13 protein-coding genes are annotated in these 15,963 nt (G+C 53.3%); 1 reads left to right on the top strand and 12 read right to left on the bottom strand.

Annotation, left to right across the window (positions count from 1 at the left end; translation table 11 throughout):
* Positions 1-12 precede the first annotated feature (12 nt).
* The 12 genes from scpB to sdhC form a co-directional block, all read right to left on the bottom strand.
* Positions 13-600, bottom strand: coding sequence for an SMC-Scp complex subunit ScpB (gene scpB / locus MELB17_RS19035; protein WP_007351966.1), 588 nt, complete (start codon positions 598-600; stop codon positions 13-15).
* 27 nt (positions 601-627) lie between these two features.
* Positions 628-1,410 (bottom strand): segregation and condensation protein A, encoded by a 783-nt coding sequence (locus MELB17_RS19030; protein ID WP_227498976.1) that lies wholly within the window; start codon positions 1,408-1,410, stop codon positions 628-630.
* A 52-nt stretch (positions 1,411-1,462) separates the two neighbouring features.
* Complete coding sequence (locus tag MELB17_RS19025; RefSeq protein WP_083796437.1) at positions 1,463-2,677, bottom strand: tryptophan--tRNA ligase; 1,215 nt, start codon at positions 2,675-2,677, stop codon at positions 1,463-1,465.
* A gap of 123 nt (positions 2,678-2,800) precedes the next feature.
* Positions 2,801-3,673 carry a succinate--CoA ligase subunit alpha gene (sucD, locus tag MELB17_RS19020; RefSeq protein ID WP_007351963.1) on the bottom strand — a complete coding sequence of 291 codons (873 nt, stop codon included), beginning with the start codon at positions 3,671-3,673 and terminating at the stop codon, positions 2,801-2,803.
* Positions 3,673-4,839 carry an ADP-forming succinate--CoA ligase subunit beta gene (gene sucC, locus MELB17_RS19015; protein WP_007351962.1) on the bottom strand — a complete coding sequence of 389 codons (1,167 nt, stop codon included), beginning with the start codon at positions 4,837-4,839 and terminating at the stop codon, positions 3,673-3,675. Before sucC ends, sucD begins: the two co-directional genes overlap by 1 nt.
* Positions 4,840-5,039: 200 nt before the next feature.
* On the bottom strand, positions 5,040-6,479 hold the full coding sequence (lpdA, locus tag MELB17_RS19010; RefSeq protein ID WP_007351961.1) for a dihydrolipoyl dehydrogenase: 1,440 nt from the start codon (positions 6,477-6,479) through the stop codon (positions 5,040-5,042).
* 36 nt (positions 6,480-6,515) lie between these two features.
* Positions 6,516-7,748 carry a 2-oxoglutarate dehydrogenase complex dihydrolipoyllysine-residue succinyltransferase gene (gene odhB / locus MELB17_RS19005; protein ID WP_007351960.1) on the bottom strand — a complete coding sequence of 411 codons (1,233 nt, stop codon included), beginning with the start codon at positions 7,746-7,748 and terminating at the stop codon, positions 6,516-6,518.
* A 49-nt stretch (positions 7,749-7,797) separates the two neighbouring features.
* Positions 7,798-10,635, bottom strand: a complete 2,838-nt coding sequence (locus tag MELB17_RS19000) for a 2-oxoglutarate dehydrogenase E1 component (protein WP_007351959.1) — start codon at positions 10,633-10,635, stop codon at positions 7,798-7,800.
* Between the two features lie 312 nt (positions 10,636-10,947).
* Positions 10,948-11,652 carry a succinate dehydrogenase iron-sulfur subunit gene (locus MELB17_RS18995; protein ID WP_007351958.1) on the bottom strand — a complete coding sequence of 235 codons (705 nt, stop codon included), beginning with the start codon at positions 11,650-11,652 and terminating at the stop codon, positions 10,948-10,950.
* 13 nt (positions 11,653-11,665) lie between these two features.
* Positions 11,666-13,438: a succinate dehydrogenase flavoprotein subunit gene (gene sdhA, locus MELB17_RS18990; RefSeq protein ID WP_007351957.1), complete on the bottom strand. Its 1,773-nt coding sequence runs from the start codon at positions 13,436-13,438 to the stop codon at positions 11,666-11,668.
* A 3-nt stretch (positions 13,439-13,441) separates the two neighbouring features.
* Complete coding sequence (gene sdhD, locus MELB17_RS18985; protein WP_007351956.1) at positions 13,442-13,795, bottom strand: succinate dehydrogenase, hydrophobic membrane anchor protein; 354 nt, start codon at positions 13,793-13,795, stop codon at positions 13,442-13,444.
* Complete coding sequence (sdhC, locus tag MELB17_RS18980; protein WP_007351955.1) at positions 13,783-14,163, bottom strand: succinate dehydrogenase, cytochrome b556 subunit; 381 nt, start codon at positions 14,161-14,163, stop codon at positions 13,783-13,785. Before sdhC ends, sdhD begins: the two co-directional genes overlap by 13 nt.
* Positions 14,164-14,662: 499 nt before the next feature.
* On the opposite strand from sdhC, the gene gltA reads away from it, so the two are divergent.
* Positions 14,663-15,937, top strand: coding sequence for a citrate synthase (gene gltA, locus MELB17_RS18975; RefSeq protein WP_007351954.1), 1,275 nt, complete (start codon positions 14,663-14,665; stop codon positions 15,935-15,937).
* Positions 15,938-15,963: the final 26 nt, after the last annotated feature.

The raw sequence follows: 15,963 nt of genomic DNA, 5'->3' as shown, positions 1-15,963 counted from the left end.
GCAGGGCCTGCATCAGTGAAATGGTGTTTGTTCTATTTTCTGCTCAATTTCGCGCCCGATCGCGTCCAGATCCCGACTAACAGACAAGGGCGGCAACTGGTCCAGGCTTATTAGGTTAAAGTAGTCAAGAAATTGCCGGGTGGTTGCATACATGGCCGGCCGGCCCGGTACTTCCCGATGACCTACAATTCGAACCCACTCTCGCTCAACCAACGTACGAATGATATTGCTGCTTACCGCAACGCCGCGAATATCTTCAATTTCACCGCGGGTAATAGGCTGGCGATAGCCGATCAATGCGAGTGTTTCCAATAACGCCCGCGAATAACGCGGTGGTTTTTCTTCAAACAGCCGAGCCACCCAGGGAGCAAAAGATTCACGCACCTGAAGGCGGTAACCGCTGGCAACTTTTTTCAACTCAATACCGCGACCGCTGCAAAGTTGCTCTAATTCCACCAGTGCCTGCTCCACTGCCTTATGGGTTGGCCGCTCGGTTTCGTCAAACACTTCTCTGAGCTGCTGCACCGTTAACGGCTTGCCCGCTGTCAGCAGGACCGCTTCGATAATCCCTGTAATGGGTAAGGCAGCATCACTCATCATAATTCGTTGCACCAGTAATCAGGGTTTTCAGACCGCAACCCGCGCCCGCAAATGAATGGGGCCAAGCGGGTCAGCCTGAACCAACTCAACCAGCTGCTCTTTTACCAGCTCTAACATTGCCAAAAAACTGACAACAACCCCCAGACGGCCTTCGTCCGGCAGGAACAGGCTTTCGAAACGAATAAAACCGCCTTGTTGCAGCCGAATCAGAATCGACGACATGCGCTCACGGGTCGACAGTTTCTCTCGCTCAACGTGGTGGCTGCTAAACATGTCTGCACGTTTGAGCACGGTTTCCAGTGCCCGTAAAATCTCCGCCATAGCCACCTCAGGATAGCTGCGTACCAAGGGAAGCTTTGGCATACAGGCATCGGCAACAAAGATATCCCGCTCCTGGCGCGGCATCTGATCTATGTCTTCTGCCGCTTTTTTAAAACGCTCGTACTGCTGCAAACGGCGAATCAGTTCTGCCCGTGGATCGTCTTCTTCGTCTTCTTCAATCTGCTGCCGCGGTAAAAGCATCCGGGACTTGATTTCGGCCAGCGTGGCCGCCATCACCAGATACTCTCCCGCAAGCTCAAATCGCATAGACTCTACAACGGCAATGTATTCCATATACTGGCGGGTAATAGCACTGACGTCGATTTCCAGAATGTTCATATTCTGACGCCGAATCAGGTACAACAACAAATCCAGAGGGCCTTCAAACGCGTCCAAAAACACCGCCAGAGCGTCTGGCGGGATATAAAGATCGAGCGGCAACTGCGCCAGCGGTTTGCCCGCTATTAAAGCCAGGGGCGGCGGACCCACACCCTGTGGCTTTGCCGCCGGATTAGCTGGGGCTGCTGGGTCAGTCAGCACCTCAACGATAGCTCAGGCCCATGGCAGAGCGCACTTCGTCCAGGGTGTCGCGGGCTGCGTCGCGAGCGCGTTCGCGCCCTTCCTCCAGAATGGAACGAATCAGATCCGGATTGCCTTCGTACTCGGCCGCACGTTCGCGTAAGGGCCGCTGTTCTTCCACAATGGAGTCAATCAGCGGTTTTTTGCAGTCCAGGCAGCCGATCCCGGCGCTGCGACAGCCGATTTCCACCCAACTGCGGGTGTCCGCATCGGAATAAACCTTGTGCAGGGCATACACCGGGCATTTTTCCGGCTCGCCCGGGTCGATTCGACGCACTCGCGCCGGGTCGGTCTGCATGGTGCGTACTTTCACCGCTACGCTGTCCGGCGCTTCCCGCAGGCCAATGTAATTGTTGTAGGATTTCGACATTTTCTGCCCGTCCAACCCTGGCAGTTTTGATTCAGGCGTCAACAATGGTTGAGGCTCTGGCAAAATCACTTTACCGCCGCCCTCAATGTAGCCGTACAGGCGTTCGCGATCACCTAAGGAAATATTTTGCTGTTCTTTCAAAAGAGCACGCGCCGTTTCCAGCGAATCCAGATCGCCTTCTTCCTGGTAACGTTTCTTCAGATTGCGATAGAGTTTGGCGTTTTTCTTGCCCATTTTCACAATGGCCGCTTCGGCTTGGTCTTCGAAGCCTGGCTCACGACCATAAAGATGATTGAAGCGCCGTGCGATTTCACGAGTGATTTCAACGTGGGAAACCTGATCGGCGCCCACCGGTACACGCCCTGCCCGATACATCAGAATGTCAGCCGACTGGAGTAGTGGATATCCCAAGAACCCGTAGGTAGCGAGATCTTTCTCGCGCAGCTTTTCCTGCTGGTCTTTGTAGGTCGGAATGCGCTCAAGCCAACCCAAAGGCGTGATCATCGACAGCAGCAGGTGCAACTCAGCGTGTTCAGGCACCTGAGACTGAATAAACATCGTGGATGAACCCGGGTTAACGCCCGCAGCCAACCAGTCGATAACCATGTCCCACACGCTTTGTTCAATATTAGATGGGTCGTCGTACTGCGTGGTCAGGGCATGCCAGTCGGCAACAAAGAAGAAGCACTCGAATTCATGCTGGAGTTTCACCCAGTTTTTAAGCACACCGTGGTAATGGCCAAGGTGAAGCTTGCCGGTCGGACGCATGCCCGACAATATCCGTTGCTGGGAATCTACAGAACTCAAAGCAAGAACTCCTTCTAATGGAATACAAGAGGCGCCATATTACGCCAGGCGACCCGGCATTATAAGCAAAAAACCCCCGCTCTGCAGAACAGAAACGGGGGTTTTTAAAAATGACCGGGGGTTTTACCAGCCAGTCACTTCTTTTAGAGCCTTGCCAATGTCGGCCAGGCTGCGCACGGTTTTCACACCGGCGTCGTTCAGAGCAGCGAACTTCTCGTCTGCGGTACCCTTACCACCGGAAATGATAGCACCGGCGTGGCCCATGCGCTTGCCAGGAGGCGCTGTTACACCGGCAATGTAAGAAACCACCGGCTTGGTGACGTGCTCTTTGATGTACGCTGCAGCTTCTTCTTCCGCAGTGCCACCAATTTCGCCGATCATCACAATAGCTTCAGTCTGCGGGTCTTCTTGCAGCAGCTTAAGGATGTCGATGAAGTTGGAACCCGGAATCGGATCGCCACCGATGCCAACGCAGGTAGACTGGCCGTAGCCAAAATCTGTGGTCTGCTTGACGGCTTCGTAGGTCAAAGTGCCAGAACGCGACACAATACCGACTTTACCCGGCTTGTGAATGTGGCCCGGCATGATGCCGATCTTGCACTCACCCGGTGTGATAACGCCCGGGCAGTTGGGCCCGATCATACGCACGCCTTTGCGATCAACGTACTCTTTGGCGTACAGCATATCGATGGTAGGAATACCTTCGGTGATGCACACAATCAGCTCGATTCCGGCATCTGCTGCTTCAATGATGGCATCTTTACAAAACGGAGCCGGAACGTAGATCACGGTCGCGTGTGCACCGGTCTTTTCTACAGCCTCACGTACGGTGTTAAACACCGGTAGGCCCAAGTGCTCGGTGCCGCCTTTGCCGGGGCTTACGCCACCGACCATATTGGTGCCGTATTCAATAGCCTGCTGGGAGTGGAATGTACCCTGGGAACCGGTAAAGCCCTGGCAGATTACTTTGGTGTCTTTATTGATCAGAATGCTCATTATTTGCCTCCCGCGACTTTAACGACTTGCTCTGCGGCATCGGCCAGGCTGCTGGCGGCGATGATGTTCAAACCGCTTTCTGCCAGCACCTTGGAACCCAGTTCAGCGTTGTTGCCCTCAAGGCGAACAACCACAGGCACTTTTACGCCTACTTCTTTAACCGCGCCAATGATGCCTTCAGCAATCATGTCGCAACGTACAATACCGCCGAAGATATTTACCAGTACGGCTTGCACGGCATCATCAGATAGGATGATTTTGAACGCTTCGGTTACGCGCTCTTTGGTAGCACCGCCGCCAACGTCCAGGAAGTTAGCCGGGCGCCCGCCCGCCAACTTGATGATATCCATGGTACCCATGGCCAAACCAGCACCGTTAACCATGCAACCGATGTTGCCATCCAGCGCTACGTAGTTCAGTTCCCAGGCTGCAGCTTCGGCTTCACGGGAATCTTCCTGTGACGGATCGCGCATGGCCTGAAGTCTCTTCTGACGGTACAGAGCGTTGCCATCAACGCCGATTTTGGCATCCAGGCAGTGAAGATCACCGGCCGGGGTGATAACCAGAGGGTTAATTTCCAACAGCGCCAGGTCGTAGTCTTCAAACAGCTTCGCCAGACCCATAAAGATCTTGGTAAATTGGCCGATCTGCTTGCCTTCAAGGCCCAGCTTGAACGCCAGCTCGCGTCCTTGGTAAGGCTGTGCGCCTACCAGTGGATCGATTTCGGCCTTCAGAATTTTTTCCGGGGTTTCTTCCGCAACCGTTTCAATTTCAACACCACCTTCGGTGGAGGCCATGAAGACGATACGGCGGGTACCACGGTCTACAACCGCGCCCAGGTACAGCTCTTGGTCGATGTCAGTCAGGGATTCAACCAAAATTTTACTAACCGGCTGACCGTGCTCGTCAGTCTGGAAAGTCACCAGCTTTTTGCCCAGCCATTGCTCGGCAAAGGCACGGATGTCGTCGGTATTTTTAACCAGCTTTACACCGCCGGCTTTACCGCGGCCACCAGCGTGAACCTGAGCTTTAACAACCCAGCTATCGCCACCAATCTTTTCTGCAGCTGCTACTGCCTCATCCGGGGTACTACAGGCAATGCCCTGTGATACCGGCAAGCCATACTCAGCAAAAAGCTGCTTGCCCTGATATTCGTGCAAATTCATAGTTTATGTCCTGCTTTTTAATGAAGGATAGACACCTGTGGGATGAACCCGCTGGCGGCAAATCCATCTTGATAGACCCTGATGACACCGGCCCAACGATTGCATCTAGAGAAACCAGAGTCTTTAAAACAAGAGCCTCTAAAACAAGAGTCTCTAAAAGTCATGGGGCGCCCTGCGGCGCCCCATGACTTTCTGGCTTATTATTTCTTCTTGCGACGATTGGCCATGTGAATTGCCCCACCGTTAACTGCAAGAGCTGCCTCGTGCACTGACTCAGACAGAGTCGGGTGAGCAAAACAGGTCAACGCAAGATCTTCTGCACTGGAACCGAACTCCATGGCGATCACACCCTGAGCAACGATTTCTGACGCCGCTGGGCCCAACACGTGGAAGCCCAGAATGCGGTCAGTTTTCTCGTCCGCAATAATCTTAACCATGCCCACCGCCGAATTGGCGGCCATAGCGCGACCATTTGCCGCAAACGGGAAGGTACCCACTTTATAAGCCGCACCATCAGCCTTCAGCTGCTCTTCGTTCTTCCCAACCCACGCTACTTCCGGTGAAGTGTAAATGACATTGGGAATGCAGTCGTAGTTAACCTGTGGTTTATGGCCGGCAATGCGCTCGGCAACCATAACGCCTTCTTCAGAGGCTTTATGGGCCAACATCTGACCACGCACCACGTCACCCACCGCCCAAACGCCGGGGGCGTCGGTTTTACAGTGGTCGTCTACGAATACAAACCCGCGCTCGTCCATATTCACACCGGAGTCTGCTGCCAGCAGGTTGTCCGTAAACGGGCGACGACCAACAGCCACAATCAGCTTATCAACCATCAGCTCCTGCTTGCCTTTGCTGTCTTCGTAACTTACGTAGACCAGCTTACGCTTAACCTCTGCACCCGTTACACGGCCGCCCATGACAATGTTCAGTCCCTGCTTTTGGAACTCTTTTAAAGTGGCCTTGGCAATCTGCTGGTCTACCCCTGGCAGAAACGTATCCTGCGCTTCCAACAGAGTGACTTCAGAGCCCAGGCGAGCCCAAACGCTGCCCAACTCCAAACCGATAATGCCGGCGCCAATCACACCCAATCGCTTGGGCACTTCAGTAAATTCCAGAGCGCCTTCAGAATCAGTGATATAACCTTCGGTTTTTGGCGCCGGCGGAATCTCAATCGGACGCGAGCCTGTAGCCAAAATAACGTTATCGGCTTCATAGGTCTTGGTCTTGCCGTCGTTGTCAGTCACTTCCACCTGGCGATTTGCCAATAGCTTGCCGTGACCATAAATCGAGGTAACACCGTTTGACTTGAACAGGCCCGCAATGCCTCCGGTCAGCTGTTTAACAATGCCGGTCTTACGCTCCATCATTTTAGCGATGTCAATGGAGATGTCGTTGGCAATAATGCCCTGCTCGGCAAAGCCGTGCTGGGCTTCCTCGTACTTGTGAGAAATCTCCAGCAGTGCCTTGGACGGGATACAACCTACGTTCAGGCAGGTTCCACCCAACACCTGTTTGCCTTCATCCGAAGACCAGCTTTCTACACAGGCGACGTTCAGGCCCAGTTGCGCGGCTTTGATTGCAGCCACATAACCACCGGGGCCGGCGCCAATTACGATTACATCAAACTTGTCAGCCATAGTTAATCCTGTATTCCGATTCGGTAAGTGAAGTGCCTATACGTCCAGCAGGATACGCGCAGGATCTTCCAGCATCTCCTTGATGGCAACCAGGAACTGCACTGCTTCCTTGCCGTCAATCATGCGGTGGTCATAAGACAGTGCCAGGTACATCATGGGCTGTATCACCACCTGACCATTCACCGCCATCGGACGTGGCTGGATCTTATGCATACCCAGAATCGCCGTTTGTGGCGGGTTCAGAATAGGCGTCGACAACAGGGAACCAAAGGTGCCTCCGTTGGTTATGGTGAAGGTACCACCGGTCATTTCATCGATGCCCAGTTTGCCCGTTTTGGCCTTGGTACCGTACTCGACAATTTTCTTCTCGATATCAGCAAGGCTAAGTGCGTCAACGTCACGCAATACCGGGACCACCAAGCCGCGCTCGGTGGATACCGCCACACCGATATCCTGGTAGCCATGGTAAACCATGTCGTTGCCGTCGATGGACGCATTCACCGCAGGGAAGCGTTTCAGAGCTTCGGTCGCGGCTTTGGTAAAGAAAGACATAAAGCCCAACTTAATTCCGTGACGCTTTTCGAAGCTTTCTTTGTATTGCTTGCGCAGTTCCATGATCGGCCCCATGTTCACCTCGTTAAAGGTGGTCAACATGGCAGCGCTCTGCTGTGCATTGACCAGACGCTTCGCGATACTGGCGCGCAGGCGGGTCATGGGAACACGTTTTTCAATACGCTCACCGGCGCTGATCTCGGCTACGGGCGCAGCAGCATGCGCAGGCTCAGCGGCTGCCTTTGCAGCAGGCGATTCAATAGAAGCCTTGGCGTTATCAATGTGACTTTGAACATCTTCTTTAGAAATCCGGCCGTCTTTCCCCGTGCCTTTCAATGCACTGGGTTCAACATTGTTCTCGTCAGCCAGCTTACGCGCAGCCGGGCTCAGAATCGCATCTGAGGAGGACGCCGCGTCGGCGCCTTGGTCTTTGCTTTCAACCGCGTCTTTGCTGCCGGAGTCCTTGGACTCGCTAGCAGCGCCTGCTTTGAATCTTCCGATCACTTCACCGCTCTCTACGGTGTCGCCGTCGTTTTTCAAGATTTCTTCGATGACACCGTCAGCGGGCGCAACAATTTCCAGCACCACTTTGTCGGTTTCAATATCGACGATTAGCTCATCGCGAGCGCAGGCTTCACCCGGCTGCTTGTGCCAAGTCGCGACAGTACCTTCCGCGACCGACTCCGGGAATACGGGGGCTTTAATCTCTGTAGACATTACGGTTCCTTTGTTCGATAGCTCGGAAGCTTGATAGCTCGGTGGCTTGTCAGACTTCAAATGCGTCGTTAACCAATTTTTTCTGCTGTTCGATGTGCACAGACATGTGGCCGGCAGCAGGTGCAGCCGAGGCGTCACGACCCGCATATTCGAGGTGCAGTTTAGGGTTCAGCCGTTGCAGCGCGTTGCGCATATGGTGCTGGCTGCTATACCAAGCGCCCTGGTTCATAGGTTCTTCCTGGCACCAGACAGCGTGCTTGAGCTTGCTGAATTCCGCCAGTAATTCATCCAGATCTTCACCCGGGAACGGATACAGCTGTTCTATACGAATAATGGCCGTGTCGTTACGCTCGCTGGTTTTCTTCTTCTCCAGCAACTCATAATAGACCTTACCGCTGCAAAGAATAACCCGAGTGATTTTTTTTGCATCAGACGGCTCTTTTTCGGGCAGCACGGTCTGGAACGTACCTGAAGTCAGATCGTCCAGGCTAGAAATAGCTTCTTTATGGCGCAGCAGGCTCTTTGGCGTAATGGCAATCAATGGCTTACGAACCGGGCGTTTCACCTGTCGGCGCAGCATGTGGAATACTTGCGAAGGCGTTGTGGGCACACATACTTGGATATTCTGTTCCGCGCTCAGCTGCAAGAAGCGCTCGATACGCGCCGAACTATGTTCTGGACCCTGCCCTTCATAACCGTGCGGCAATAACATGGTAAGGCCGCACAGACGTCCCCACTTGTGCTCACCACTGGTCAGGAACTGATCAATCACAACCTGGGCACCGTTGGCAAAGTCGCCAAACTGCGCTTCCCAGACAACCAGCGAGCTCGGCGATGTGGTCGCATAGCCGTATTCGAAAGCCAGTGCGGCCTCTTCGGATAGCAGAGAATCGTAAAGCTCGAACTTGGGCTGATCGTCAGACAGATGAGTCAGCGCAATGTGCGTAGCGCCATCTTTCTGGTTATGCAGAACGGCGTGACGGTGGGAGAAAGTGCCGCGACTAACATCCTGTCCTGTTATACGAATCGGATAACCTTCGTTTAACAATGTTGCATAGGCCATGATCTCGCCGTAACCCCAATTAAGAGGCAAAGCACCGGCCGTCATCTTGTCCCGATCCTTAACGATTTTAGACACTTGACGCTGAATAATGAAACCTTCTGGCACTTCGCTCAGCTTTTTACCCAGCTTCTGAATGGTCTTCAGTGGCACGCTAGACTTGCACTTGGCTGTCCACTCATGGCCAAGATACGGGGTCCAATCAACGTGCAACTTGGCGTTTGGTTCTTTAACCAGCGCCTTTACAACGTGTTCCCCCTTATCCAGAACCGTGCGGTAATCATTTTCCATCTGCTTGGCGAAGTCTTCGCTGACTACTCCAGCATCAATCAGACTGTCCACATAGATGTTACGCGTGGTTTTCAGCTTACGAATTTTCTCGTACATCATCGGCTGAGTCGCGGCAGGCTCGTCGGCTTCGTTATGACCACGGCGGCGGTAGCACACCAAGTCAATAACAACGTCGCCTTTAAATTCGTTGCGATAGTCCATGGCCATCCGAGTGACGAACAACACTGCTTCCGGGTCGTCTGCGTTCACGTGCAGAATTGGAGCCTGAACCATTTTGGCGATATCTGTACAGTATTCGGTAGAACGGGCGTCTTCTTGTCTGCTGGTGGTAAAGCCAACTTGGTTGTTGATCACAATATGTACGGTGCCACCAGTACCAAAACCGCGGGTCTGTGACATCTGGAAGGTTTCCATCACCACGCCCTGGCCCGCAAACGCAGCATCGCCGTGCATAATCACCGGCAAAACCTGCCTGCCATCTTTGTCTTCGCGGCGGGTTTGGCGAGCGCGAACAGAGCCCACAACTACTGGGGACACGATTTCCAGATGCGAGGGGTTAAAAGCCAGGGCCAGATGAATCTCACCACCCGGGGTCATCACGTTGGACGAGAAACCTTGGTGATACTTAACATCACCAGAACCTGAGCCCGCCTTATTCTTGCCTTCGAACTCGTCGAACAGTTCTTTCGGATTTTTGCCCAAAATATTGACCAACACGTTCAAACGGCCGCGGTGGGCCATTCCCAGAACGATTTCTTTGGTGCCACCGGAACCGGCACGCTGGATAATTTCATCAAGACAGGGAATCAGGCTTTCGGCACCTTCCAGGCCAAAACGCTTAACGCCGGGATAGCGTGAACCCAAATATTTTTCCAGGCCCTCTGCCGCTGACAGGCGTTCAAGCAAATGAATACGGGTGTCGGCATCAAAACCGGGGTTGGAGCGGATCGGCTCCATGCGTTGTTGGAACCAACGCTTGATGCGAGTGTCCACAATGTGCATGTATTCTGCACCAATACTCTTGCAATAAGTCTGTTGCAGGCCTTTTATGATGTCGCCTAGCTTCATCGTTTCAGAACCGAAACTCAGCGAGCCAGTCTGGAACTCGATGTCGTTATCAGCGTTGTAAAGCTCATGAAAAGCCGGGTCAAGGTCTTCAACCAGTTCACGCGGTTTGACATTCAGCGGGTCCAGCTTCGCGTGCTGGTGACCACGAAAGCGGTATGCGTTAATCAATTGCAGTACGCGTGTCTGCTTTTTGTCCGCATCGGGCACGGCACCTGCTGGCGTAGTATTGCTAGCCAGAAAACGCTGATTGCTGGAAATATGCTTAAATTGTTCGCGGATTGCGGAGTGGGCAATATCTTTGCCCTGATAGCCATCGACACTGGGAAGCTTGTCGAAGTAGCTTCGCCACTCTTCAGGAACGGCGTTAGGGTCTGAAAGATAGGTTTCAAAAAGCTGTTCAACGTAGGCAAGATTACTTCCCTGTAGATGGGAAGTTTGCCACAACTGCTCCATGATGCTTTCGTGCATTTTGAATAGCTCACCTTGGGCTGGTACGGGAAGCCGTAATGGTCGGCCAGTGCCTCATGCCAGTCAATACGGGTTTTTACGCTGTCGACTTTGGCCGCCACATCCGGAACGGATGCTTGCTTCCCTGAAATTTTTTTATACTTGGCAACGCAGTGCAAGCCATCTAGCGGCTGACAATCACGGTACACGAAGTTTGAACCGCTACCAGACTATTGACTATACGCCTTTGGTTGAAGGCCCCGCCAAATTGGCGAGGCCTTCAAGGGTCTTACTCAGCAGACACAGTATAACGTCTGTATTACATTTTTCTGCTCAAGTTGCCCGCTGCAGCAAAAGGTTCCGAATATGGCCAATCGCCCGAGTCGGGTTAAGGCCCTTCGGACACACGCTGACACAGTTCATGATGCCGCGGCAGCGGAACACGCTGAACGGATCGTCCAAATCAGCCAAGCGCTCGGCCTGGGCGGTATCACGGCTGTCCGCCAGGAAGCGGTAAGCCTGCAACAGGCCTGCGGGGCCAATAAACTTATCCGGGTTCCACCAGAACGACGGGCAAGCCGTGGAACAGCATGCGCATAGTATACACTCGTAAAGACCGTCAAGCTTTTCACGGTCTTCCGGCGTCTGCAAACGCTCTATAGCGGGCGCCGGCTGATCGTTGACCAAGTACGGCATGACCTTTTCATACTGCTTGTAAAACAGGCTCATATCCACAACCAGATCACGGATGACCGGCAAGCCGGGCAACGGGCGCAATACCAGCTTGTCTTTTTTGATCACCTGAGACACCGGCGTGATGCACGCCAGGCCATTTTTGCCATTCATGTTCATACCGTCAGAGCCGCACACGCCTTCACGGCATGATCGCCGGTACGACAGGGTGACGTCTTTTTCTTTCAGCAGATTGAGCACGTCCAGCACCATCAGGTCTCTACCTTTCGGAAGTTCAACCTCAATATCCTGCATGAACGGGGCGTTGTCTGCTTCCGGGTTGTAACGATAAAGGCTTACCAACATAGTCTTCGTCCCCTTAATACGACCGAATCGTCGGCTGGAATGTGTCGACAGTCTTCGGCGAGAAGTTAACATCGCGCTTGCCAACCCGCTTGTCCAGCGGGAAATAAAGCGAGTGCTTCAGCCAGTTCTCGTCGTCACGCTCAGTAAAGTCGTTGCGGGCATGAGCACCGCGACTTTCCTTTCGCTCTACCGCTGATACGGCAGTGGCGTAAGCAACTTCAAACAGGTTATCCAGCTCCAACGCCTCAATACGCGCGGTATTGAACACGTTGCTGGTGTCGGTCAGGCGGGTGTTGCGGACACGCTCACCGATTTCATTCAGCAGCTGCAGACCTTTATTCATGCTTTCACCGTCGCGGAATACACCGAAATACAGCTGCATGCAGGTTTGCAAATCTTTACGAACCGCCGCCACGTGTTCACCTTCGCTGGCGTTAGCCAGACGATCTAGCCGCGCCATGGCGCGCTTGATGTCGGCTTCACTGGCGCCGTCTACTTCAAAGCCGTTGCGCAACTGCTCTTCAATGTGCAGACCAGCTGCACGACCAAACACGACCAGGTCCAGAAGCGAGTTGCCGCCAAGACGGTTGGCACCGTGAACTGAAACACAAGCCGCTTCACCACAGGCAAACAAACCACGAATGGGCTGGTCTTTGCCATCATCGTCTTGGGTCAGCGCCTGACCGCCAACGTTCGTCGGAATACCGCCCATCATGTAATGACAGGTTGGAACAACAGGGACAGGCTCTTTCACCGGATCTACGTGGGCAAAGGTCTTTGATAGTTCACAAATACCCGGCAGACGCAGATTCAGGGTCTCTTCACCCAAGTGGTCGAGCTTCAGCAAAACGTGATCTTTTTCAGGGCCACAGCCACGGCCTTCGAGAATCTCGATAACCATGGAGCGTGCAACAACGTCCCGGCCGGCAAGATCTTTGGAATTGGGCGCGTAGCGCTCCATGAATCGCTCGCCTTCGGAGTTGATCAAATAACCGCCCTCACCCCGACAGCCTTCGGTCACAAGCGTGCCCGCACCGTAAATGCCGGTAGGGTGGAACTGCCACATTTCCATGTCCTGCATCGGGAAGCCGGCACGCAGGGCCATGCCGATACCGTCGCCGGTGTTAATAAGGGCGTTGGTGGTAGAGGCATAAATACGGCCAGCGCCGCCGGTCGCAAGAACCGTTGCTTTGGCTTTGATGTAAGCCACTTCACCCGTTTCGATTTCGATGGCAACAACACCAACAACTTCATTTTTCGCGTTTTTGACCAGATCTACCGCATACCATTCACTCAAGAAGGTAGTGCCACGCTTCAGGTTGGCCTGATACAGCGTGTGCAGGAGCGCGTGACCGGTACGGTCGGCCGCAGCACAGGTGCGAGCTGCCTGGGTAGAATCATTCGGCCCTTTGGACTGACCACCAAACGGGCGCTGATAAATACGACCCTGCTCGGTGCGTGAGAATGGCAGACCCATGTGTTCAAGTTCGAATACAGCTTGCGGACCTACAGAACACATATATTCAACCGCGTCCTGATCAGCAATGTAATCTGACCCCTTAACGGTGTCATACATGTGCCAGCGCCAGTCGTCATTGGGATCCGCGCTGGCGATCGCACAGGTAATGCCACCTTGGGCAGACACAGTGTGCGAGCGAGTTGGAAACACCTTAGTAATACACGCGGCTTTAACGCCGGTTTCAGTCAACTGCAGCGCTGCGCGCATACCAGCACCGCCGCCGCCAATCACGATGGCGTCAAAGGTCATGGTCTTGATGTTAGACATTAATTAAAACCCCCACAGGATCTGAATACCCCAAACCACATACACGAACATGGTCAAACCGCACGCGGCCTGCACCAGAAAGCGCGGCAAGGCTGATTTCATATAGTCAGTCGTTACTGTCCACAAACCAACCCAAGCGTGCGCGCCAATCGAAAGCAGAGCCATCAGCGTGACAATACGCATCCAGGTTTGGCCGAATAGGCCTGCCCAGGTGTCGTAGCTCATGCCGGGATTGGCAATAATGAAGACGAAAAGAACCACTGTGTACAGTGCCAGAACATAGGCCGAAACACGTTGCATTAGCCAATCGGCAACACCGCTGCGGCCCAGATTCGTTACACTACTTACATTGCCCATACCCAAACTCCTGCCAGTACGATCAGAATTATGGCAATGGCCAGAGTCACTTTGGCAGCCACCAGGCCGCTTTCTAACTCTTCACCAATACCCATGTCCAGCAGCAGGTGCCTGATGCCTGCCACCAAGTGATATAGCAGGGCAGATAAAATGCCCCAGATAATCAGCTTGGCGAAGAAGCCGCTCAGCAATTCACTGACATGGCCGTACCCTTCTTCCCCAGACAGGGAAAGATCCAGACCATAAAGCATGAACGCTACACCGGCAAAAATGATGATGCCGCTGACGCGGTGCAATATGGAAACAATGGCTGGCAATGGAAAATGAAACTTGCCGAGATCGAGATTTACTGGTCGTTTACTATTCACAGCGCTCTCACACTCTCTTTTGTTGCCGCGGAGCCGGCAAGCCGGACGCAGATGATTGGTATGTAAGGATCAATGTGCAGATACGAGACTGACACACGATTGGCTCAGGGTATGGAGGGATTTTTTCCCGGCAACTCATTGCGCGCTGGCTGGGTTGCGTTGGGGAAAGGCGCCGCGGTCGGCTAAACCCCCAATTCCGGGCTAAAGATTATAAGGAGTAAGCGAATTAATTACAAACCTGCAATTGACGCAAATCACTGCCAGTAAACGAATGTATATCAAGACAAAAGGCTTATTGACAACAAAGCCCTGCAAGCGCCATAACGGATACCGGCATTTACTCATTGACGTTATCGAACATTTTTAGCTTTTGAGTAGCCTTTTGTTGACAAAGAAAGCGATCAGCCTATATTTTGCCGCCAGTTTTGCGATAATACGCGCCTTACTGGCGCATTCTTAAACTCTGAAAAGCTGACATGCTTTTAAACAGGAGAGCACCATGACCGACAGGAAAGCCACGCTAACAGTGGGCAACAAGTCCCTTGAGCTGCCGGTTTACTCTGGCACCGTCGGCCCAGACGTTATTGATGTACGAAGCCTGGTTCAGCAAGGCGTGTTCACTTACGATCCCGGCTTTGTATCCACAGCGGCCTGCGAGTCCGCCATCACCTTTATTGATGGCGACAAGGGCGTGCTCTTGCACCGCGGCTACCCGATCGAGCAGCTGGCAGAACACTCTGACTACCTGGAGCTATGTTGGCTGCTGCTGCACGGGGAACTCCCCACTGCCGAAGAAAACAAAGCATTTCACGAAACCATCAAAAACCACACCATGCTGCATGACCAAATGCGTAATTTCTTTAACGGTTTCCGTCGTGACGCGCACCCAATGGCCATTATGTGCGGCGTCGTGGGCGCCTTATCGGCGTTCTATCACGATCAGATGGACGTAACCGATGAGCACCAGCGCGAAATTACCGGCCACCGCCTGATCGCGAAAATGCCCACCATTGCAGCTTGGTGTTACAAGTACAGCATGGGCCAACCCTTTATTTACCCACGTAACGACTTGTCTTACGCCGAAAACTTTTTGCAGATGATGTTTGCCACCCCATGTGAGGAATACAAGCCAAATCCGGTCCTGGCCAACGCAATGGACAAAATCTTCATCCTGCACGCTGACCACGAACAGAACGCATCCACTTCTACCGTGCGTCTGGCGGGCTCTACCGGCGCGAACCCTTACGCTTGTATGGCTTCTGGCATTGCAGCACTGTGGGGGCCTGCTCACGGCGGCGCCAACGAAGCGGTTCTGGCCATGCTGGCCGAAATTGGCGATGAAGCCAACATCGAAACCTTCATCGACAAAGCCAAAGACAAAGACGACCCGTTCCGCCTGATGGGCTTTGGTCACCGGGTCTACAAAAACTTTGATCCGCGGGCCAAGGTCATGGCTGAAACAGCTCACGAAGTGTTGACGGAACTGGGCCTGGAAAACGATCCGCTGCTGCGCATCGCCAAGCGCCTGGAAAAAATCGCCCTCGAAGACGAGTACTTTGTTGAGCGTAAGCTTTATCCGAACGTAGACTTTTACTCTGGCCTGATCCTCAAAGCGATCGGCATTCCAACGTCCATGTTCACCGTTGTGTTTGCCATGGCGCGCACCATCGGCTGGTTCTCTCATTGGAACGAAATGGTCAGCGGCGAATACCGCATTGGTCGTCCGCGCCAGCTTTACACGGGTTCGCCCAAGCGCGATTACCCAAAAGATTGATTCAGTGATGCAAACATCCTGATCAA

The organism is Marinobacter sp. ELB17, from assembly GCF_000169375.1.
Lineage (GTDB): Bacteria > Pseudomonadota > Gammaproteobacteria > Pseudomonadales > Oleiphilaceae > Marinobacter.
The sequence above is the reverse complement of the archived record's forward strand: the minus strand, read 5'-3'. Positions and strand labels throughout refer to the sequence as shown.